The organism is Oerskovia sp. 140933, assembly GCF_059651515.1.
Genome location: NZ_JAMXIO010000030.1, coordinates 35002 through 57297, shown reverse-complemented (window position 1 = coordinate 57297; position 22296 = coordinate 35002). Strand labels below are relative to the sequence as shown.

Here is a 22296-nt window from a genome sequence, read left to right as displayed (position 1 = left end):
TCCTGCCCTCAGGGCACGAGACGCAGGACGCGCCTTCGTCGTACGTCAGCCCCGGTAGTCCCCCGTGAGGCGCACGGCGCCCGCGTGCACACCCTTGGTGCCGACCACCAGGTCCTCGCCACCCGCCTGCGCCGACGCCTCGTCGAGCACGTCGACCGTGCCCAGGACCCATGCCGGCAGTCCCAGCTCCGCACACCGTGCGAGCGCGGCGTCGGCCCCGTCCGCGCCCACGATCGCGATCATGCCGACACCCAGGTTGAGCGTGTTCTCCAGGTCGCGGCGCGGCACGTTGCCCAGGTCGCGGACCACGGTGAAGACCGGGGGGAGGTCCCACGAGCCGCGGTCGACGGTTCCGACGAGCCCGGCGGGGAGCACCCTGGCCAGGTTCGCGGCGAGCCCGCCACCGGTGACGTGCGTGAAGGCGTGGACCTGGGCGGCGTCGTCGTGCGCCAGGGCGAGGCAGTCGCTCGCGTAGACGCGCGTGGGCTCGAGCAGCTCCTCGCCGAGCGTGCGGCCGAACTCCTCGACCTCGCGGTCGAGCTCCCAGCCCGCGTGCCGCACGACGGCGCGGACCAGCGAGTAACCGTTGGAGTGCAGGCCCGACGAGCCCAGGGCGATGAGGACGTCGCCCTCGCGCACGCGCTCGGGTCCCAGCAGGCGGTCGGCCTCGACCACACCGGTCGCGGCCCCCGCGACGTCGTACTCGTCCTCGCCCAGGAGGCCCGGGTGCTCGGCCGTCTCGCCGCCCACGAGGGCCGTGCCGGCGACCTCGCACGCCGCCGCGATCCCCCGGACGATGCCCGCGATGCGCTCGGGCACGACCTTGCCGCACGCGATGTAGTCCGTCATGAAGAGCGGCTTGGCCCCCACCACGACGATGTCGTCGACGACCATGCCCACCAGGTCGAACCCGATCGTGTCGTGCACGTCCATGGCCTGCGCGATCGCGACCTTGGTCCCCACGCCGTCGGTCGAGGTCGCCAGCAGGGGCTTGGTGTACGTCGCGACCTCGCTGAAGTCGTAGAGCCCGGCGAACCCACCCACTCCCCCGAGGACCTGCGGGCCGTGCGTACGGCGCACGGCGTCCTTCATCAGCTCGACGGCCTTGTCGCCCGCCTCGGTGTCGACACCGGCTGCGGCGTAGGTGAGACCTTCAGACACGAATGAACTCCTGGTGATCTGCGGCGCGCCCGAGAGGGCGTACGTCGTACGGGGTCAGGGGTGGTCGAGGGCGGTCCCGCCGCCGACCCCCACGGAGAGGCTGCGCAGCCCGTCCTCCGGGGCGCCCAGCGGCAGCTCGGCCTGCTCGAGCAGGTGCTTGCCGAGCTGGTCGTCCGGGGGCAGCTCGATGGGGTACTTCCCGGTGAAGCAGGCCGTGCAGAGCTGCGAGGCCGACTGCTCGGTCGCCGCGATCATGCCCTCCTCGGAGATGTACCCGAGCGTGTCGGCACCGAGCGAGGCGCCCACCTCCTCAGGTGACAGCCCGTTCGCGATGAGCTCGGCCCGCGAGGCGAAGTCGATGCCGTAGAAGCACGGCCACTTGACCGGCGGCGAGCTGATGCGGACGTGGACCTCGGCGGCCCCCGCCTCGCGGAGCATCCGGATCAGGGCGCGCTGCGTGTTGCCGCGCACGATCGAGTCGTCGACCACGACCAGCCGCTTGCCGCGGATCACGTCACGCAGCGGGTTGAGCTTGAGCCGGATGCCGAGCTGGCGCAGCGTGTCCGACGGCTGGATGAACGTGCGGCCGACGTACGCGTTCTTCGTCAGGCCCTGCCCGAACGGGATCCCGGACTCCTGGGCGTACCCCACGGCGGCGGGGGTCCCGGACTCGGGCACCGGGATCACGAGGTCCGCGTCGATACCGTGCTCACGCGCGAGCTGACGGCCCATCTCGACGCGCGCGGCGTGCACGGAGCGACCGTTGATCGACGTGTCGGGACGGGCGAGGTAGACGTACTCGAAGACGCAGCCCGCGCGCTCGACCGGTGCGAAGCGCTGCGAGCGCAGACCGTCGCCGTCGATCGCGATGAGCTCGCCCGGCTCGACCTCGCGGACGAACGAGGCGCCCACGATGTCCAGGGCAGGGGTCTCGCTCGCGACGACCCAGCCACGCTCGAGGCGCCCCAGCACGAGGGGCCGCACTCCCTGCGGGTCGCGCGCCGCGTAGAGCGTCTTCTCGTCCATGAACACGAGGCTGAACGCGCCGCGAAGACGCGGGAGGACCTCCATCGCGGTGTCCTCGAGCGAGTGGTCCGCGTCGCCCGCGAAGAGCGCCGTGATGAGCGCCGTGTCGGTCGTGTTGCCGCGCGCGAGCTCGCCGCGGCGCTGCGCGCCGTAGCGCTCGGCGACGAGGTTCACGAGCTCGGCGGAGTTCGTCAGGTTACCGTTGTGCCCCAGCGCCACCGTGCCCGACGACGTCGCGCCGAGCGTGGGCTGAGCGTTCTCCCAGGTCACCCCACCCGTCGTGGAGTACCGGCAGTGCCCGACGGCGATGTGGCCGGTCAGGGCGTTGAGCGCCGTCTCGTCGAAGACCTGGGAGACGAGTCCCATGTCCTTGTAGACGAGGATCTGCTCACCATTGCTGGTCGCGATCCCGGCAGACTCCTGACCGCGGTGCTGCAACGAGTACAGACCGAAGTAGGCGAGCTTGGCGACCTCTTCGCCGGGCGCCCAGACACCGAAGACGCCGCAAGCGTCCTGGGGGCCTTTCTCGCCGGGCATGAGGTCGTGGTTGAGAAGTCCATCTCCGCGGGGGGCCACGGCTCCAGTGTCCCATACGCTCGCGGGCTCACCGAAGTCGCGACCAGGGGGTGGACCCCGGGGCGCGACGACGGGACGTCCTGCCGAGCGCGCTCTCCCTCGGCCCGTGGCCGACGGGTCAGCGGGTCAGCGGCGCAGGCTCCGCTTGTCGGCCCAGATCGCCAGGGCCCCCGCGACGAGAGTCGTGAGCGTGGTCGTCCCGAGGACCACCACCGTGAGATAGACGCCAGGCTTCAGGACGCCGCTGGACGCCGGCGACCCGAGCCAGGTGATCCCGATGCACAGCCCCACGACGATCCCGACCAGCGCGCCGGTCGTGAAGAACGCCTTGTACCGGGGGGCGCGGCGGATCGTCGCCGGGTCGATCACCGACTCGATCTCGACCTCGTCGCCGCGGACGCCGTCGTTCGCCTCGCCGGGCGACGTGGCAGGGGTCCCAGGCGCAGCAGGTGCGTCGGGGGTCGGTGACTCGGCCGGGCCGGGGGTGCTCGGGGGCTCGTTCACGTCAGGGGTGGGGGTGCTGGGGCTCACGCGGCCGACACTACCCGGTGGGGCTGGGAATCCCCTGTGCCGCCCGACGGGCGCGACGAGGGCCAGCAGCGCCGTGCCGCCCCCTCGAGAGCTGCACCGGCGCAACCGGGCGCGAGACGCCGTCGGGCCTGCTCCCCCCGGGAGGGCAGCAGGCCCGACGACGACCAGGCGATCAGGCGATCAGTGCGTCAGCCGCACGTGACCGCCGGGTAGGCGACCTCGTAGGTCTCGGTCAGCTGACCGCCCTTCGAGGTCGAGGCCACGACCTCGACCGTGCCGGCCGGGATCGACGTCGCACGCGTGTTGAACGACTGCGCCGCGATCTTGCCGGCCTTCAGGTTCGGGAACGTCTTGCTCCCGTACGCGGTCGTGTAGGCCACGTCGATCGGGCCCGACTCGCCGTTCACACCCTTGACCGCCAGGTGCACCCGACCGCCCACGCACTGGCCCTTGGCCGAGAGGTCGGTCATGACGACGTCGGGCACGTCCACGCCCTCGACCGTGAGCGCCAGGCGCGTGACCGTCCCGCTCGGGGCCGCGACGACGTACAGGCCGTACTCGCCGCCCGCCGTCTCCGCCGGGACCGTCACCCCGAGGCTCGCGGCCCCGTTCGTGACCGTGCCCGTCGCCACGGCCGTGCCCGGGTTCGCCGGGTCGAACGCCGTGCCCGCCGGCACGAGGTACGCCGAGACCCCCGTGTTGGCCGGGCTGCCGAGAGACGTCAGGTTCAGGCGGGAGACCGTCGCCGTGACGGACTCGCCCGCGATGACCGTGCCCAGGCCGTCCGCGACCACGCCGCGACGGGCGAAGTCAGGGGCGAGGTCCGGGTGGGCCTGCAGGTAGGAGATCCACGCGTCACGGTCGATCAGACCCGAGTCGCGCGCGTCCGTGCCCTGCGAGAAGACCCGGAAGTTGTCACCACCCGTCGCGAGGAACGAGAACGTCGCGACCCGGTAGACCTTCGCCGGGTCGAGGGGCTCGCCGTTGACGAGGACCGACGTGATGTTGTCACCCGGGGTGGCGTTCACGTCCGCGGTCCTCGCGGTGTAGCTGACGTTGTCCGACAGACCCAGCGCCAGGTACGGGCGCGACGGGCGCGTGCCGTCCGCGTTGGTCTGCCACTGCTGCTCGAGCATCGTCTCGACCTGCGCGCCCGTGAGGGACACGGTCCACAGGTTGTTGACGAACGGCAGGACCGCGTTCGCCTCGGCGTACGTGATGACGCCGTCCGCACCGAAGTAGAGCTCGTTGCGGAGACCACCCGGGTTGACGACACCGATGTCGGCACCGCCACGGGCCGGGTCGGCCAGCGTGTCGCGCAGCGAGTTCGCGACGAGGTTGCCGAGCGTCGACTCCGACGCGCGGTCGTCACGCCCCGTGGACGGCAGCGGGCCGGAGCCCGTGTACTTCCCGTCCACGAACGAGCCGCCCAGGTAGGCGGTCGTGATGTCGGCCGTGACCGAGCCGACCGGCTGGGCGCCGATGACCTCGGCCTGCGCGAGCGCCGCGTCGACGATCGTCTTGACCTCCGCCACGCGGGGGTAGGTCGCGACGAGCTCGCCGGCAGGCGTCGTGGTGCGCTTGACGTTCTGCACCGAGTACTCGGTGACCAGGTCGGTCGCGGTGTCGAACGACAGGCTCACGTGCCCGATGTTCTCGCCGTAGCTGCCGGTCTGCAGGACAGGACGGGTCCGGTCGGTCCCGGGGATGGGTGCCTCCCACGCGTACTGCTTGTGGGTGTGGCCCGTGAAGATCGCCGAGACGCGGGCGTCCGTGTCGTTGACGATCTGCTCGAACGCGCCCTGGTGGGCGAGCTCCTGCTCGAGCGTGGAGCCGTCGGGCGTGCCCGCGCTCGCGCCCTCGTGGTAGAGCGCGACCAGGAGGTCGGCCTCACCGTTCGCGTCGTCGCCGTCGCGCAGCTGCGCGGCGACGCGGTTCACGGCCTCGACGGGGTCGCCGAAGTCGAGGTCCGCGACCCCGGACGGCGTCACGAGCGTCGGGGTCTCCTCGGTCACGGCGCCGATCACGCCGACCGTGACGCCGTCGACGTCGATCACCGCGTACTCCGGCAGGGCCGGGTTCGTGGTGCCCTTGGCGTAGACGTTGGCGCCCAGGTAGGACCAGTCGGCCGCGTCGCTGACGCGCCCGGTCAGGTCCGCGAAGCCCTTGTCGAACTCGTGGTTGCCCACCGCGGAGGCGGACAGGTCCAGGGCGTTGAGCACGTCGATCGTCGGCTGGTCGTCCTGCAGCGCCGACGCGAACAGCGACGCGCCGATGTTGTCGCCGACCGAGAGGAACGCGGTGCCCTCCGGGTTGGCGGCACGCAGCTGCTCGACGGTCCCGGCGAACGCGACCGTGTTCGCGTCGATCCGACCGTGGAAGTCGTTGATCGCGAGCAGGTCGATCTCCTTGACCCCACCCGGCTCCTCACCGCCCAGCTCGAGGCCGACGACGATCGGGTCGTGGTCGGACGAGCGGAACGCCGTGGTGTCGTACAGGTTCGACACGTTGTAGTTGTAGCGGCTGTACTCGTTCGCGATGGGCTCGACCGAGTTGATGTTCCAGATGTCGGTGTCCGTGACCGCAGCGGCGGCACCGGGCGAGGCCAGCACGTGGTCGAGCGAGCCGACGAGACCGTCGAACAGGTACGTCTCCTTGCCCGTCGTCGGGCCGAGGTCCACGTAGCCGGCGTCCGTGAGGACCTTGATCGGGTCCTCCTGGGCGTAGGCGTTGAAGTCGCCCGCGAGCAGCACCTTGTCCGTGCCCGCGGCCGTCGACACCTGGTCCGCGAACGCGGCGAGCGCCGTCGCCTGCTTGACGCGCGAGGCGTTCGAGGCGCCCTGCCCGTCGCCCTGGTCGGCGTCCGCCCCCGAGCCCGAGCCCTTGGACTTGAAGTGGTTCGCGATGACGACGAAGTCCGTCGAGGCGTCCGCGCCGGCGACCCGGAAGGTCTGGGCGAGCGGCTCACGGGCGTTGTCGAAGGCCGCGACGTCGTGGATGACCGAGGCCCCCACGGTCTCGACGGCCGCCGGACGGTAGATGAAGGCCGTCCGGATGACGTCCTCCGAGGCGGGCAGCGCGGCCGGGGAGGGCACGAACGCCCAGGTCCCGGCGCCGGCCGCGGCGTTGAGGCGGTCCGTGAGCGTCGAGAGCGCGGCGTCGCGGTTCTTGCCGAACACCTTCGAGTTCTCGATCTCCTGGATCGAGACCACGTCCGCGTCGAGAGCGTTGATCGCCGCGACGATCTTGGTCTCCTGGCGCTGCAGGTTCGCCGCGTTCGCGGCGCCGCGGGCGTCGCAGCCCGTGCGCACCGTGATCGGGTTGCCCTCGCGGTCCGTGTAGAACTGGCACCCGCTGAGCTGGTCGCCCGTCGTGGTGAAGTAGTTCAGGACGTTGAACGCGGCCACGGTCACGTCGCCACCCACGGCCTCCGGGGCTGCGGTGCGCGTGTCCGCGAACGTCGCGGGCTGGACCGCGGCCGCGTTGGCGGGGGTCAGCTCCGTGACGGGCTGGAAGTTCCAGCCGTCGAACCGGTAGTCGAGGACCACGGGCGAGGTGAACGTCGCGAGCGCCCCGACGCGCACCGGGGCGCCGCCGGTCAGGTACGGCAACGGCTTGGCCTTGTTGGCGGCGTTGTTGAAGTTCGTCGTCGCGCCGTCGTCGAGGTTGATCCGGCGGGCGTTCGCGTCGGCGACCGCGGCCGCGGCCTCCGCGCTGCCCGGGCGACCGACCGACGTCGGCTGGCGCAGCGGCTCGGTGCCGCTCGCCAGGACGACCGACCCGTAGTAGTTCGTGTCGTAGTTGTCGGCGACGACGTAGTCACCGGCGGGCTGGACCAGCATGCCCTCGAGCTTCTCGCGGTCCGCGGCGGTCGCGGGGTAGGCGACGTTCGCGGGCTTGGCGACCTCGGCCGGTTCCGTCAGGACCTTCCAGCCGGTCGCCGCAGGCGTGACCTGGGTCAGCCCGAAGTACTCCGAGACGACGCCCGTGACCTCGACGTGCTGGCCGACCTGCAGCGCGGACGCCGCGGCCTTCGAGTACACGAAGAGGCCGTCCGACGCGGTGTGCGTCGCGAGGTCCAGGTCTCCCCCCGACCCCGCGGTCTGGATGTAGAGGCCGTCGAAGCCGCCCGTGGGGTACGTGGCGGTCACGACGCCGCGCGTCGTGACGGTCTGGCCCACGAAGGGGCTCGCGTCGCCCGTGCCCTGGATCTCGGCGATGGTCCTGGCCGTGCCCGGCTCGGGGTCCGGGCCGGGACCCGAGCCGCCACCGCTGTTCTGGGGCGTGACCGTGGTGCTGACCGCGAAGTCCTTGGAGTTGTCGTCCGTGTCGCCGCCCGATGCGCGGTTGAGCGAGCTCGGCACGTTGTTGGCCGTGCCCGCAGGGGCCGCGGCGGTCTCGAACGTGTTGGACGTGCCGTAGCCCAGGAGGTCCACGACCTGCGGGTTCCCCACGACCGAGCCCGGCGTGAGCGTGATCGCCGAGGCAGACCTGACCAGCGCCAGCGTCCCGTTCTGCCCCTGCGGCGCGATGGTCCCCGTCGCGTCGGGCGTCGGGAGCGCGGCACCGTTGGCGCCGTTCGAGGCCCCCTGCACCAGGTAGTAGCCCCCGGCCTTGATGGTCCCCGTGAGCGGTACGACGCCGTTCGAGGCACCTGTGCCCGTCGCGGAGCGGTACTGGACGGACCAGCCCGTGAGGTCGATGTCGGTCGACGTCGGGTTGTACAGCTCGACGAACTTGTTGAGGTACGGGGCGTTGGCGCTGCCGCCGTTGAGGTAGGCCTCGTTGATGACGACGGACGACCCGTCGACCGCAGCAGATGCCGTCCCCGCGGCGACCGTGCTGAGCGCCGCCGTGGCGACGAGCGACGCCGACAGGGTGGCCGCGACCACGCCTCTCCTGCGTCGGGACTGATGGTGACTACCGATCACGCTGACTCCTTCGTGTCGTGGCCGGGTTCCCGGCGCGCCCGCCTCGGCGCGGGTGGCGCAGGTGCAGGCTCTGGAATCCAACAGCAGGCTGATGAACGCGTGGTGTCCGGCCGGTCTCCACCGGTCGAACGGCCACGTCCCCCCTGACGAACGGCTCCTGCGGCCGGGGTGCGCGACGTCGTCGTGCGCTGACCGGTCGGCGGGCACCGTCGCCCGTTCGCCTCGCACGCTATCTCACCCAGCGGACACCGCGAACTTTCCGGGGCGGCCCGGCCGGGCGAGGGTCCGGTCGACCCGCGGGTCGGCCGACCCGTTCACACGGCGTCACGATCGACCGGATCCTGAGAGGGGGATTGTCGCGCCCACGACGGCAGGGAAGCATGGCGGCCATGACCACTCGGAGCACGGCCCTCGGCAGGACGGCCGCGCGCGCCTGTCCCGCCCCGCACGCGGCCCGTGCCCGCGTGTGCTGTCGCCGCAGCTGTCGATAGCCCCACCCGCGCCCGACAGGTCGCCCGGCGCACCGCCCGGGCGCACCGCGACCCCGGCGCCGCTCCTCCCGCACGACCGTTCCCGTACGTCCCGCTGACGGCCCTCCGCCCGCGGTCCCTCGGTCGCGCCCGGCCACTCTCGCCGGGCCCCGCCACACCCCGCCACCTTCCTTGGAGTCCCCATGTCGACCTCCCGACGCCACCCCACGCTCCCCACCGCCGCCCGGCCGGCACTCCGCTCCGCCCAGGGGGCGCTCGGCGTCGCCCTCGCGGGAGCCCTCGCCCTGGCCCTGGCCGCGTGCTCGGCGACCGCCGACGCCGCGACCGACGACGCACCGTCGGCCGGGACGACGGTCCTGCGGCTCAAGGACCCGGGGAACAGCGGGGTCCTCGCGTACGCCAAGAAGAACGGCTCGTTGGACGACGCGCTCGCCGAGGTCGGGGCGAGCGTCGAGTGGGGCGGCTCGTACGCCTCGTTCACCGCGACGATCGACGCGCTCAACGCGGGCTCGGTGAACCTCCTCGAGGGGGCGGTCTCGCCCGCGGTCGGCTACCTGTCGACCAACGAGGGCCTGCGGATCTTCTCGGTCGTCGACACCGAGGACGCACCGCAGGCGCCGGTCGAGGACGGGCTGGTCGTCCCGCCGGGCAGCGACGTCACGTCGATCGAGCAGCTCGTCGGCAAGAAGGTCGCGGTCAACAAGGCGGGCCGCGGCGAGTACCTGCTGCTGCTCGCCCTGGAGCAGGCAGGACTGCCGGCGGACGCCGTCGAGCGGGTCTACCTCAACCCGCAGGACGCAGCGGCCGCGTTCTCGACGGGCAAGGTCGACGCCTGGTGGGCGATCGTCCGGGGGTACCCGGAGGCCGTGGCCGCCGGGGCCACGACGCTCGTCTCGTCCGAGGACGTGGGCGACCAGGACCTCGGGATCTGGGCTGCGAGCCAGGAGCTCGTCGACGAGAACCCCGAGGCCCTCGAGGCGTTCCTGGGCGTGGTCCAGGACCTGACCGAGCAGTCGCACGAGGATCCCGAGGAGTTCCAGAACGTCTTCCTCGACCAGGGACCGACCGCGGTCGACGGCGAGCGCCTCGAGCGTGACCTCCTGACGACGCGCTACGCGAACGTCCCTCGGGCGGTCGAGGAGTCGGACGTCGCGACGGTGCAGGCGGTCGCCGACTTCTTCCTCGAGCACGCGATCATCTCGCAGCCGGTCGTGGCCGAGGACGCGGTCCTCCTCCTGCCGGGGTCCGGCTCGTGACGAGCCAGGTCGTCGGGGGTGCGCGCGGTGCGCGGCAGGCCGCGTCGTCCGGACCGGTCGTGACCGCCCTCCGGCCCGACGACGTCGCGACCGCCGCGTCGACGGGTTCCCCCGGGCAGGGGCACGCGGAGCCCGCGAGGCTGGTCGCGCCACGGTTCCTCGGCGGCCGGCGGAACGGCCGGTGGCTCTCGGTCGCGGTGCGCCTCGGGGTCCCGCTGGCCCTGCTGGGCGCGTGGTCGTGGGGCTCGGCGTCGGGCGCCCTCGCGCCCGAGGTGCTCGCACCGCCCGCCTCCGTCCTGACCGCCCTCGAGGAGCTCGTCGCGACGGGGCAGCTCGGCGACTTCCTCGCGGCCTCGGCACGCCGTGCAGGGCTCGGTGTGCTGATCGGCGGCGGTCTGGGAGTCTTCTTCGGCTTCGTCTCGGGGCTGTCGCGCCTCGGGGAGGACCTCGTGGACCCGACCGCACAGATGCTCCGGGCCGTCCCGTTCCTGGCCCTGGTCCCGCTGTTCATCTCGTGGTTCGGGGTCGACGAGAGCTTCAAGGTCGCGCTCATCGCGGTGTCCGCTGCCGGTCCCATGTACGCGTACACGTACCTGGGGGTCCGTGGGGTCGACCGTCGGACGGTCGAGGCCGCCCGGTCGTTCGGGCTCTCGGGTCTTCGCCTGTCGGCGGGCGTGATCCTCCCCGAGGCCCTGCCCAACCTCCTCATGGCGCTGCGGATCACGCCCTCGGTCAGCCTCACGGGCCTCATCGCGGCCGAGCAGCTCGGCACGACCGAGGGCATCGGGTACCTCGTGACGCTCGCGCAGCAGTACTTCCGCCCCGACTACATGGTTCTGTGCATCGTGCTGTACGCGGTGCTCGGCGTGCTCATCGACCTCGCCGTCAGGATCCTGGAGCGCCTCGCGATGCCGTGGCGCTCCACGGTGGTGGCCCGGTGACCGCCGACGTGCGCGCACCCCTGGGAGCGGACGGCGAACTCGCCGCCCACGGCTCCGCGGTACGGATCCGCGGCCTGCGCAAGACCTTCGACCTCGGTTCGCCACGGGCCAAGACCGTGCTCGACGGCGTCGACCTGACGATCCGCAGCGGGGAGTTCGTGACCCTGCTCGGGCCGAGCGGCACGGGCAAGACGACCCTCCTGCGCATCCTCGCCGGGCTCGAACGACCCGACGCGGGGACCGTGCTCGCGCCCGAGAAGCGCACGACCGTGTACCAGGAGCCGCGCCTCGTCAGCGCGCGGCGGGTCCTGAGCAACGTCACGATCGGCCAACGCCCCGGCCGTGCCACGCGGGCGCTCGGCCTGCGCGCGCTCGACGAGGTCGGGCTCGCGGTCAAGGCACGCGCCTGGCCCGCGACGCTCTCGGGCGGCGAGGCCCAGCGGGTCGCCCTCGCCCGCGCCCTCGTCCGGGAGCCGGACCTCCTGCTGCTCGACGAGCCGTTCGCCGCGCTCGACGCGTTGACCCGTGTGCGCATGCAGGACCTCGTGGCGCGCCTCGTCGTGCGGCACCGCCCGGCGGTCCTGCTCGTCACGCACGACGTCGACGAGGCCATCCGCCTCTCCGACCGGGTGCTCCTGCTGCGCGAGGGACGCCTGGCCGTCGACGTCACGATCGACGTCCCCGGCGCCCGGGAGCGCGACGACCCGCGGATCCTCGCCCACCGGCGTCACCTGCTGCGCGAGCTGGGCCTCGACGAGCCCGTGCCGCATCCGGGGCCCGCCGCCCCCACCGTCTCCCCCGACCCGTCGTCCGAACAGGAACCCGCATGAGTACCGAGACCACCACCAGCCTCGCTGCCCCGGAGGCCGCCGCCGCGGCCCTCGACCGCATCTGGTACACCCGCTGCCCCGTCCCGACCGCGAGCGGGCTCGCCCACAACCTCGGGTGGCTCACCGAGGAGTTCGCGACCGACGGGCTCGACGTGGGCGTCCTCCAGGACGCCCCACCGGAGATCGCCCGGCACCACTTCGACCACGACCTCGTGGGCCTGTTCCGCGAGGGCGGCAACGTGCCCGCGATCGTGGCGCGATCGCAGGGCGCCCCGACCCGGCTGATCGGCCTCACCTGGATCGACGAGTGGCAGTCGATCCTCGTCCGGCCCGGCTCGGGGATCTCCTCCCCCGCGGACCTTGCCGGCAGACGGCTCGCCCTGCCGCGGTGGGCCCCGACGCGGGCAGAGAGCTTCCCGCGGGCCATGGCGCTGCACGGCTTCAAGAACGTCCTCGCCGCCGCGGACCTGACCCTCGACGACGTGACGCTCGTCGACGTCTCGACGCCCGACGGTTCGGTCGGCGCCCGCGAGCCCTCGGCGTCCCGCACCGGTTCCGCGGGCGCGTTCGCCGGTCTCGAACGGCTCGCGGCCGGTGACGTCGACGCGGTCTACGTCAAGGGCGCCCAGTCGGCCGAGCGGGCGACCGAGCTCGGCCTGACCGTCGGGATCGCGCTCGACGACCTGCCCGACGCCCGGCTGCGCGTGAACAACGGGACGCCTCGCCCGATCACGGTCCACGAGGACCTGCTGCGCGAGCGCCCCGACGTCGTGACCTGCTTCCTCGTGCGCACGCTGCGCGCCGCCGACTGGGCCGCGACCCACCTCGACGAGGTGCGCGAGATCCTCGGCCGGGAGACCCGGTCGGGCGCCGACGGGGTGCGCACCGCCTACCGCGAGGGGTTCCACACGTCCCTGCACCCGGACCTCGGACCCGCCCGGATCGACCTCCTCGACCGGCAGAAGACGTTCCTGCGGACCTACGGCTTCGCGGACGCGGACTTCGACGTCGAGGCGTGGGCTGCGCACGAACCCCTAGACCGGGCACGCCAGGTCGTCGAGGAGGAGCACGCATGAGCCGCCTCGAGCTCCACACGGTCCTGCCCGTGTCCACGAACGACCCGGACGGGTTCAGCCGCGGGTCCTGGGCACCGGTCGCGTCACCCGACGGCCCACGAGGCGCCCACCAGGTCCCCGGGTCCTCGCTGCACCGCGCCCAGCACGCCGCCCGGGCTGCCGAGGTCGCCGCGCTCGACGGCGTCGTCGTGCCCTTCGACCTGACCGGCGACGACGCCCTGGTCGTCGCGGCCGGGGCCCTGCGCGCGAGCCGCTGGCAACGGGTCGTCGCGGAGATCCACCCCGCGCAGGCGACCCCCGTCTACGCGGCCAAGGTCAGCGCGTCGCTGCAGCGCTTCTCCCACGAGAGGTTCGGGTGGTCGCTCGTGACCGAGACCGACGAGCCCACGGCCCGCGCCGTCGGCGACCGCGTCGAGCCCGGCGAACGACTCGACCGCGCCGACGAGTTCCTGACCGTCGCCCGCGGCGTCTGGGAGTCGGAGGACTACTCGTTCGAGGGCCGCTACTACGAGGTGCTGCACGGCGGCTTCTCCCGCCCGCTCGCGGGCCGAGGATTCCCCCTCGTCGTCCTGCGGGGGCGCACCGACAGCGCGCTCGCACTGTCCGCGAAGCACGCCGACGTCCACGTCGTCGACCTGAGCAGCACCCCGGTCGACGCCCACCAGGCCACCCTCGCCGACGTCGGCGAGCGCCTCGCCGGGCGCGCCGACGAGCACGGCAGACGTCCGCGGCTCGGGGTGCGCGTCCCCGTGGTCACCCGCGAGGACGTCGCCGAGGCGACCGAGGCGGCAGCGCGGTCGCTCGCCCCGGTGGGCGCCGTCGTCGGGAACCCCCACGCCGTCGCCGCCGCCCTCGCGGCCTACCGCGCCGGCGGGGTGAGCCACGTCGAGCTCGACCTGCGCCCCGCGGTCGAGGAGACCTACCGCTTCGGGGAGCGCGTCCTGCCCCACGTCCACGAGAGGGCCACGACCCATGCCTGAGACCACCTCCCCCGAGCCCGTCGACGTCTACTGGCGCATCTCCATGCACGGCGACCAGCCGAGCCTGCGCGCCTGGCAGGACACCCGCGGCGACTGGGTGCCCACGGCCCCCGGCAGCATCACGCCCGCGGTGCGCGACGGCGCCGACGACGGCTACACCTACCTCGACCACATGCTCGACGTCGCACGGGCAGCGGAGGCGTCCGGCTTCACGGGCGCCCTCCTGCCCAACTTCCCCAGCACCGACGACCCGTGGGCCACCGCCGCCGCGCTCGCGGCCGAGACCAGCACGTTCAAGTTCATGGTCGCGTTCCAGCCCGGGTTCCTGCACCCCGTCTCCGCGGCCCGGCTGTCCGCCAGCCTGCAGCGCGCCACGGGCGGACGCCTCGTGTACAACGTCATCACGGGCGGCGGAGGACCCGCACAGCTGTGGTGGGGCGACAAGGTCGAGCACGACGACCGGTACGCCAGGACCGCGGAGTTCCTCGACACCCTGCAGGGCCTGTGGTCGGCGAGCGCCGAAGGCCGGACCTACTCGGCCCACGGTCGCTTCTACGACGTCGAGGACGCGATCCTGCCACCCGCCCTCGCGGCGCAGCCCGTGCCGGAGATCTACTTCTCCGGGTCCTCGGCCGCCGCGATCGACGCGGCCGGGCGGCACGCCGACCACTACCTGTCGTGGCTCGAGCCGTTCGACGGGCTCCGGGAGAAGTTCGCGGCCGTCCGCGCGCACAGCGCCGCGTCGGGACGCACCCCGAGGTTCGCCGTCCGCGTCGACGTGGTCGCGCGGGAGACCGAGGCCGAGGCCTGGCGCGAGATCGAGGAGGGCTGGCGGAACGTCGACGTCGCGTCCGCGCTCGCCCGGTACGGGCCCGGCGACTCGGTGGGCGCCGCCCGCGGACAGGCGTACGTCGACGCCCTGCCCGGCGGGACCGGCACCTTCCGGGACCTCGAGGCCGAACCCAACGTCTGGGGCGGTTTCCACCTCCTGCGCGCCGGACCGGCGTTCGGCCTCGTGGGCAGCTACGACCAGGTCGCCGCGCGCCTCGACGACCTCCTCGACCTGGGGGTCGACTCGTTCGTCCTGGCTGCGCCGCCGCACCTCGAGGAGGCCTACCGCGTCGGCGAGAACGTCCTGCCCCGGCTCACGCGACGCACGCCGTCGGGGTTCCGTCGCCCGGCTCCTGCGGCCGCGGCCCGGCCCTGACCCTGCACGTCCGCCCGCTCCTGCTACCTCGTCCGCCCTCTCCCGCCTCACCCACGAAAGGCACGACCATGACCTCGAGCCCACGCATCGGCTTCTTCCCGCACAACAACTCGCTGTTCGTCCTGCGCCACCGCGGGATCGTCGAGCGCACCTACCCGGACGTCACGTGGGTCGACCTGCGCGACCTGCCCCAGGGGGAGCGCGTGGACGTCCACACCGCCCTGCCGACCGTCCACTCCGACCACCTCTTCACGCCCGAGGGCTACGACGTGATCGGCACGGGCTTCACGCCCCCCGTCACGGGCCTCGCGGCCGGGCACGACCTGGTGTACCTCGGCGTCTCCGGTCCCCGGGTCGAGAACGGTCGGCTCGTGGTCCGCGCCGACTCCGACATCCGGACGGTCGGCGACCTGCGGGGCAGGCGCGTCGGGATCGGCCACGGCTCGTGGCAGACGACGCTGCTGCTGCTCGCCCTCGACGCCGAGGGGCTGACCTGGGCCGACGTCGTCCCCGTGGACACCAACGGCGAGTCCGGGGCCCAGGGGCTCGCGGACGGGTCGCTCGACGCCTGGACCGGCTCCTACCCCGAGCTCGAGTCGGTCGAGGAGACCCCGGGCGTCCGCACGCTCGTCGAGACCGACGGGCTCTTCTCCCACCCGTCGCTGTGGTTCACGTCGCGGGCCTGGGCCGAGGCGAACCCGGAGGCGCTCGCGACGGTCGTCGAGGCTCTCCAGGAGTCCGACGCCTGGATCACCGCGAACCCCCGCGAGGCCGCGGCGATCTTCGTCGAGGACGCCGCACGTCGTGCCGGCACGGGCGAGACCTCTCCCGGGGCGCTCGACGCGTGGGAGCACGCACTGCGTGGGCGCCCCTTCGGCGTCGGTCCCGTGACCGAGGAGTTCCTCGACGAGCAGCAGAAGGCGGCCGACCTGCTGCACCGCAACGGCCTGCTGCCGCGCACCGTCGACGTGCGCGCAGCCGTGGTCCCTGAGATCACCGCGCTCGTGGCGGCGTCGGCCGCACGAGCCGGGGTGCGCGTCACGGGCACGGTCCCGGGGGTCGAGGCCCCGGCACGCGTCTGACACCCCCGCGGGGCGGCAGGCCGGTCGACGGCCGCCGCCCCGTGCGGCCCGGCCCCGGGCCGGGTGCCGCAGGGGGCCTACCGGTCGCGGCGGCGCGCGGCCTGCAACGGCAGCAGGTCCGAGATGTCGGACCGCTCGCCCGAGGCGCTGATGCGACCGTCGGCCACGGCCTCGGCCCAGTCGACCGCCCCCGTGACGAGGCCGAGCCACGTCTCCGGGTCCGTCTCGACGACGTTGGGCGGGGTACCGCGCGTGTGCCGAGGCCCCTCGACCGCCTGGACCGCGCCGAACGGGGGCACCCGGACCTCCACGGCGTGGCCCGGTGCGACCTCGGCCAGCTCCTCGAGCGTGAAACGGACGGCGGTCGTGACCTGGGGACGGTCGGCGGCACCGTCCTGCCAGGCGGCCAGGGCGGTGCGGCCCACGGCCGGGTCGGTGCGGCGGCGAGGAGGCATGGGGCCATCCTCCCGCGTCCGCCACCCGGTGCACGACGACGCCGCGGCCCTCCCGCGACGATGCCCCCGGCGAAGTGGTCAGGCGAGCTCGAACCCGACCCGACGACGCTCGATCGACGCCTCGCGCAGGCGCACCCGGACCGCCTCGCCCAACGGCAGCCCGACCCCCTCGACGCCCGCCCGGACCGCCGGGTCCGCGATCACGACCTGGCCGCGGACCACCTCCTGCACCTCCGGCCCCGGCAGGGCGCCCCCGGCGTCCTTCGCCGCGAGGCCCGCCTCCTTCGCCGCACGGTCGGCCTCCTTCGCCGCGCGCCGGCGGCGCTCCTCGTCGTTCTCGACGTCGACCACCACGCCGTCGAACACGTCCCCGACCCGGCCCGCGAGCAGCGCGGCCTCCACGACGTCGACGCTCGCCCGCTCGTACGACCCGGCGCGCTGACCCGTCCGCGCCATGGTCCGCGGCAGTCCGGGCAGGGCGTCACGCACCCAGGCGGGCACCTCGTCCCCCGCGCACAGGGCGAGGCAGATCTCGGTCCCGTAGCGGTCGACCAGGCGTCGCAGCGGTGCGGTCACGTGCGCGTACTCGGCGGCGATCGCGGCGTGCGCGACGTCGTCGGGCACGCCCGCCGGCTGCCCTGTGCCGCCGAACGGCGCGTACGACGCCCCCCGGAACAGCGACGTCGCCTCGTTGAGGAAGGCCGCGTGCCGCGAGGTCGCCGAGTCGAGCGTCGCGAGCAGCTCGCCGTACGACACGTCCTGCGGCCAGTCGATGCCGAGCGCGCCCGCCGTACGACGCAGGCGTGCCAGGTCGCGCGGGTCCGCGGCCGGCAGCGTGCGGAAGATCCCGACGCCGCCCGACCGCATGATCCGCGCCGCCGCGATCCCCGTGAGCAGGGACACCTGGGCGTTCCAGCCCTCGACCGGGAGGGTCGAGCGGAACTCGAGCCCGAACGAACCGTCCTCGTGCGCGACGACGTCCTGCTCGGGCACGTTCAGCGACACGCCGCCGCGGGCGCGCTCGCGCTCCTCCCGCAGCAGCCCGACCTCGCGCAGCAGGTCGAGCATCTCGCCCGCCTCCCCCGCGTCGAGCCGCGCCTGGACCTGCTCGTACGTCAGGCGGGCCGTGCTGCGCACGCGCGCACGGGCGACCCGGGCGCGGGTGATCTCACCGGTCTGGTCGAGGTCCACGTGCCAGACGGCGGCGGCCCGGTCCACGTCCGGCAGGAGGCTCGCGGCGGCCTCGGACAGCACCGCGGGATGCAGGGGCGTGCGCACGTCCGGGCCGTAGAGCGTCATGCCCCGCTCGTTGACCTCGGTGTCGAGCGCCCCGCCCGGTGCCACGAACTCCGCGAGGTCCGCGATCGCGTACCGCACGAGGTAGCCGCCGGCTGTGCGCTCCAGGTGGACCGCCTGGTCGAGGTCCATCGAACCAGGCGGGTCGATCGTCACGAACGGCAGGTCACGCAGGTCCTCGCGCCCGTCCGTGACGTCCCGCCGCGCGGCCTCCGCGGCCTCCTCGAGGACTGGCCGCGGGAACTCCGCGGGAATCTCCATCTCGTCCCGCAGCGCGGTGAGCGCGGTCAGGACGGGGTCGATCGCCGGGGCGACCGGGGCAACGGTGGGCGCGACGCGCAGGTTCCGGGTGGGCACGACCCGACTCTAGGGCGTGCCTGCGTCCGCCGGCGGCGTGGCGGCGTCCGGCCGCACACGTTCCCCTGGCGCACGAGTGACGGCCCCAGGTCGTGGACCCGGGGCCGTCACTCGTCCGTCGGTCGCCTGCTCGCGCCGACACCGCCTGGCGTGGCCGCCCTAGAGGCCGGCCGTGCCGAAGCGGTCACGCACCCCGACGGCCTCCCCCGAGGCGGCCGACGTGGATGCGAGCTCTGAGCGCACCTCGTCGCGCAGCTTGCCCTGGTTCCTGGGGTCAGGCGCGGCAGACAGGAGGAGCTTGGTGTACTCGTGCTGCGGGTTCAGGATGACGTCGTCCGCCGGTCCCCGCTCCACGATGTTGCCACGGAACATCACGATGATCTCGTCGGAGAAGTGACGCGCCGTCGCGAGGTCGTGCGTGATGTACAGGACCCCCAGGTTCTCCTCGCGCTGGAGACGCGCGAGCAGGTTGAGCACACCGAGCCGGATCGAGACGTCGAGCATCGAGACGGGCTCGTCCGCGATGAGGAAGCGGGCTCCCGGAGCGAGCGCACGGGCGATCGCGACCCGCTGCCGCTGACCCCCCGACATCTCGTGCGGTCGCTTCTCGGCGAAGATCGCCGCAGGCGTCAGGTTGACGCGTGTGAGGAGCTCCTCGACCGCCCGGTCGAGCTCCGCGTTGGTCTTCGCCCGCCCGTGGATCCGGAGCGGACGCTCCAGGTGGTGGCGGATCGAGTGGAACGGGTTGAGTGAGGCGAACGGGTCCTGGAAGACCATCTGGACGTTGTGCCGGTACTTCGCGAGCGCGCGGCCGCGGTGGGCGCTCGGGGTGCCGTCGATCAGGATCTCTCCCGACGAGGGCGTCTCGAGCTTGGCGATCATGCGCGCCACCGTGGACTTGCCGGACCCGGACTCGCCGACGATCGCGATCGTCTTGCCGGGCTCGAGCGTGAACGAGACGTCGTTCACGGCCCGGAGCCGCGACCTCTTGAGCCCGTTGCGGATCGTGAAGTCCTTGGTCACGTTGCGGACCTCGAGCGTGCCCATCAGGCCACCCCTCCCGTGTTGTCTCCCGAGTCCTCGCCGGACCGGACGAACGCCCCGCGTTCCCCCGTCAGGCTGGGGAACGATGCCAGGAGCTTGCGCGTGTACTCGTGCGCAGGTGCGCGGTAGATCTCCTCGGAGGTGTTCAGCTCGACGATCTCGCCCTGGAGCATCACCGCGATGCGGTCGCTGATCTCCAGGAGCATGGGCAGGTCGTGCGTGATGAAGACGACCGCGAAACCGAACTGCTCACGCAGGCGCATGATCTCGCGGAGGATCCCGCGCTGGACGACCACGTCGAGAGCGGTCGTGGGCTCGTCCATGATCATGACCTGCGGGTTCAGCGCGAGGGCCATGGCGATCATGACGCGCTGGCGCATGCCGCCCGAGAGCTCGTGGGCATAGCTGTTCAGACGGTTCGGGTCCACGCCGACCAGCTCGAGGAGTTCGCGGCTGCGGTCGAGCTTGTCCTTCTTGGACATCCCCGGACGGTGGGTGTCGAAGACGTCGAAGAGCTGGGACCTGATGCTGATGACCGGGTTCAGGGAGTTCATCGCCCCCTGGAAGACCATGGAGACCTTGTCCCAGCGGAACGCGCGGAGCGCGTCCCCCGACAGGGCTGCCACGTCGATGTCGTGACCGTCCTTGTCGTGCAGCACGATCTCGCCGCTCGTGCGGAGCGCGGGCGGCTTGAGGAGCTGGTTGAGGCCGTACGCCAGCGTCGTCTTGCCGCACCCCGACTCTCCGGCAAGACCGAGGATCTCGCCGCGGTGCAGCGTCAGGGAGACGTCCTTGACGGCCCGGACCACGGGGCTGACCTGGTACTCGATCGAGACGTTGCGTGCCGTCAGGACGGGGATCGCGTCGGGCGCTGCCCCTGCGTCCCCGGCGGGCTTCGCGGTCAGGGTCGGCGTGCTCATGCTTCCACCTTCTCGTCGTGGCGGGCCGAGACCTCGACCTGCGGGCGCTTCGCCGACGGGGCTGCCCCACCCTTCCCACGCTGCTTCTGTGCGCGCCGGACGTTCTTCACGGCCGCGGGGGCCGTCCGGAGCTTGGGGTTGATGATCTCGTCGATGCTGAAGTTGATGAGCGCGAGGCCGCAGCCGAACAGGGCGATCAGGAGGCCCGGCGGCACGAACCACCACCACCGTCCGTAGGCCATCGCGTTCTGGGTGCTGGCCTCGTTGAGGATCGTGCCCCACGTGACCGACCCCGAGGGGCCCAGGCCCAGGTAGGAGAGCCCGGCCTCGCTCAGGATCGCGAGGATCACCGCGCCGAGGAAGTTGGCCGCGAGCAGCGGGAGCAGGTTCGGCAGGATCTCGACGAGGATGATGCGGGGGGCCTTCTCGCCCGCGACCTTCGCTGCGTAGACGTAGTCACGGCTGCGCAGCGACCGAGCCTGCGCGCGGAGCACGATCGCTGCGCCGGCCCACCCCGTGATTCCGAGGATCAGGGCGATGAGCAGGAGCGAGCGGGACTCGAGGTAGGCCGAGATCACGATGATCAGCGGCAGGCCCGGGATCACCAGCATGATGTTCGTGATGAACGAGAGGATCTCGTTGGTCCAGCCGCCCACGTAGCCGGCGATGATGCCGAACGCCAGGGACAGGACCATCGCGATGACGCCGGCGAGGAGGCCGACGGTCAGCGACCCCATGCCACCGTGCGCGACCTGGGCGAAGATGTCCGCGCCGATGTTGTTGGTGCCGAGCCAGTGCTCGGAGCTCGGCGGGAGGTACTGCACGTTCTTGGTCGAGGTCGGGCTCTGGCTGAAGAGCGGTGCCACGACCGAGAAGAGGATGATGCCGAGCGTCAGGACGAGCCCGACGACCAGCTTGCCGGAGCGACGAGGGAGCATGGCCCGCAGGCCGCGCTTGGGCGCTGCGCTCGTCTGGACGGGCTCACCGGCGACGACCGACTCGGGCGAGGCGATCGGGACGTCCGGCACGAGCCCACGCGTGTCGTTCTGAGGAGGCAGGCCGTCGACCACGACCGATGAGGCCGGGGCGGCGTCCGCTGCCGGGGTGACGGTCTCGGCGTCACGGATGTCGTCAGCCATTGTTGCGCGTCCTCGGGTCGATGATGCCGTTGATCAGGTCCATCAGGAAGTTCGCGGCGAGCACCACGACGGTGATCACCAGGAACGCTCCCTGCATGAGGGCGTAGTCCTTGGCCTGGACCGCCGTGAAGAGGAGCTTGCCGATCCCTGGGTAGCTGAACGCCTGCTCCATGACCACGGACCCTGCGACGACGAAGCCCAGCGCGATACCGAAACCGGTGACCGAGGGCAGGACCGCGTTGCGGGTCGCGTACGTGGTGGCGACGCGCAGGGGGCGCAGCCCCTTGGCCTCGGCCGTGGTGACGTAGTCCTCGGCGAGGGTGGACACCATCATGTTGCGCATCCCGAGGAGCCAGCCGCCCATCGCGGACAGGACGATCGTGATGGCGGGCAGCGTGCCGTGGTAGATCACGCTGCCGATGAACTCCCACGACCACTCGGGGCCGTTGTCGAACATGAAGATGTCGTAGCCGCCGACGATCGGGAACCAGCCCAGCGACACCGAGAACACCGAGATGAGGACCAGGGCGAGCCAGAAGTAGGGCACCGCCTGGAGGAAGGTCGACGCGGGGATGATGTGGTCGACCCAGGTCCCGCGCTTCCAGCCGACCCAGGCGCCGCCTCCGACGCCCAGGAGGAAGGCGATGATCGTCGCCAGCCCGACGAGGCCCACCGTCCAGGGGAGGGCCTCGCCGAGCAGCTGGTCGACGGTGGCCGGGAAGTAGACCACCGAGGTACCGAAGTCACCCTTGAAGAGGTTCCCCCAGTAGGCGAGGTACTGGTCCCAGAGCGACGCGTCGTCACTGCCGAAGAGGAGATCGATGCTGTTGAGCATCCCAGGGGTCAGTTCGCCATTCCTCCGCAGAAGCGTATCGATGTAGATCTGCTTCGGGTCGCCGGGTATGGCCCGGGGAAGAATGAAGTTGAGTGAGACGGCGGCCCAGAGGGTGACCACGTAGAACGTGATCCGCCGTGCGAAATACCTCATGCGATTGAC

The 22296-nt window shown here is 72.5% G+C and carries 17 protein-coding genes; 7 read left to right on the top strand and 10 right to left on the bottom strand.

The window, feature by feature from the left end; all coding sequences use genetic code 11:
- Positions 1-45: 45 nt before the first annotated feature.
- From purM to NHG27_RS15010, 4 genes are all read right to left on the bottom strand, one after another.
- Positions 46-1161: a phosphoribosylformylglycinamidine cyclo-ligase gene (purM, locus tag NHG27_RS15025; protein ID WP_497016833.1), complete on the bottom strand. Its 1116-nt coding sequence runs from the start codon at positions 1159-1161 to the stop codon at positions 46-48.
- A 54-nt stretch (positions 1162-1215) separates the two neighbouring features.
- A complete protein-coding gene (gene purF, locus NHG27_RS15020) occupies positions 1216-2763 on the bottom strand; it encodes an amidophosphoribosyltransferase (RefSeq protein WP_193720409.1) in 1548 nt (515 codons plus the stop codon).
- Between the two features lie 126 nt (positions 2764-2889).
- A complete protein-coding gene (locus tag NHG27_RS15015; RefSeq protein ID WP_497016832.1) occupies positions 2890-3294 on the bottom strand; it encodes a hypothetical protein in 405 nt (134 codons plus the stop codon).
- A gap of 188 nt (positions 3295-3482) precedes the next feature.
- Positions 3483-8186 (bottom strand): ExeM/NucH family extracellular endonuclease, encoded by a 4704-nt coding sequence (locus NHG27_RS15010; protein WP_497016831.1) that lies wholly within the window; start codon positions 8184-8186, stop codon positions 3483-3485.
- Between the two features lie 712 nt (positions 8187-8898).
- On the opposite strand from NHG27_RS15010, the gene NHG27_RS15005 reads away from it, so the two are divergent.
- From NHG27_RS15005 to NHG27_RS14975, 7 genes are all read left to right on the top strand, one after another.
- Complete coding sequence (locus NHG27_RS15005; protein WP_497016830.1) at positions 8899-9972, top strand: NrtA/SsuA/CpmA family ABC transporter substrate-binding protein; 1074 nt, start codon at positions 8899-8901, stop codon at positions 9970-9972.
- Complete coding sequence (locus tag NHG27_RS15000; protein WP_497016829.1) at positions 9969-10913, top strand: ABC transporter permease; 945 nt, start codon at positions 9969-9971, stop codon at positions 10911-10913. The genes NHG27_RS15005 and NHG27_RS15000 overlap by 4 nt, the downstream gene beginning before the upstream one ends.
- Positions 10910-11743, top strand: coding sequence for an ABC transporter ATP-binding protein (locus NHG27_RS14995; protein ID WP_497016828.1), 834 nt, complete (start codon positions 10910-10912; stop codon positions 11741-11743). Before NHG27_RS15000 ends, NHG27_RS14995 begins: the two co-directional genes overlap by 4 nt.
- Positions 11740-12819: an ABC transporter substrate-binding protein gene (locus NHG27_RS14990; protein WP_497016827.1), complete on the top strand. Its 1080-nt coding sequence runs from the start codon at positions 11740-11742 to the stop codon at positions 12817-12819. Before NHG27_RS14995 ends, NHG27_RS14990 begins: the two co-directional genes overlap by 4 nt.
- Positions 12816-13799 carry an LLM class flavin-dependent oxidoreductase gene (locus NHG27_RS14985; RefSeq protein WP_497016826.1) on the top strand — a complete coding sequence of 328 codons (984 nt, stop codon included), beginning with the start codon at positions 12816-12818 and terminating at the stop codon, positions 13797-13799. The genes NHG27_RS14990 and NHG27_RS14985 overlap by 4 nt, the downstream gene beginning before the upstream one ends.
- A complete protein-coding gene (locus tag NHG27_RS14980; RefSeq protein ID WP_497016825.1) occupies positions 13792-15006 on the top strand; it encodes an LLM class flavin-dependent oxidoreductase in 1215 nt (404 codons plus the stop codon). Before NHG27_RS14985 ends, NHG27_RS14980 begins: the two co-directional genes overlap by 8 nt.
- 68 nt (positions 15007-15074) lie before the next feature.
- Positions 15075-16088: an ABC transporter substrate-binding protein gene (locus NHG27_RS14975; protein ID WP_497016824.1), complete on the top strand. Its 1014-nt coding sequence runs from the start codon at positions 15075-15077 to the stop codon at positions 16086-16088.
- Between the two features lie 77 nt (positions 16089-16165).
- On the opposite strand, the gene NHG27_RS14970 is transcribed toward NHG27_RS14975, so the two are convergent.
- The 6 genes from NHG27_RS14970 to NHG27_RS14945 form a co-directional block, all read right to left on the bottom strand.
- The gene (locus tag NHG27_RS14970) at positions 16166-16543 is read right to left on the bottom strand and encodes a sterol carrier family protein (protein ID WP_193720412.1); all 378 of its coding nucleotides are present in this window, start codon (positions 16541-16543) and stop codon (positions 16166-16168) included.
- Between the two features lie 78 nt (positions 16544-16621).
- A complete protein-coding gene (locus NHG27_RS14965; RefSeq protein ID WP_497016823.1) occupies positions 16622-18196 on the bottom strand; it encodes an RNB domain-containing ribonuclease in 1575 nt (524 codons plus the stop codon).
- A 159-nt stretch (positions 18197-18355) separates the two neighbouring features.
- Positions 18356-19243 carry an ABC transporter ATP-binding protein gene (locus NHG27_RS14960; protein ID WP_193720414.1) on the bottom strand — a complete coding sequence of 296 codons (888 nt, stop codon included), beginning with the start codon at positions 19241-19243 and terminating at the stop codon, positions 18356-18358.
- Positions 19243-20160, bottom strand: coding sequence for an ABC transporter ATP-binding protein (locus NHG27_RS14955; protein ID WP_497016822.1), 918 nt, complete (start codon positions 20158-20160; stop codon positions 19243-19245). Before NHG27_RS14955 ends, NHG27_RS14960 begins: the two co-directional genes overlap by 1 nt.
- Complete coding sequence (locus tag NHG27_RS14950; RefSeq protein ID WP_497016821.1) at positions 20157-21299, bottom strand: ABC transporter permease; 1143 nt, start codon at positions 21297-21299, stop codon at positions 20157-20159. Before NHG27_RS14950 ends, NHG27_RS14955 begins: the two co-directional genes overlap by 4 nt.
- Positions 21292-22287 (bottom strand): ABC transporter permease, encoded by a 996-nt coding sequence (locus tag NHG27_RS14945; protein WP_193720417.1) that lies wholly within the window; start codon positions 22285-22287, stop codon positions 21292-21294. The genes NHG27_RS14950 and NHG27_RS14945 overlap by 8 nt, the downstream gene beginning before the upstream one ends.
- Positions 22288-22296 lie beyond the last annotated feature (9 nt).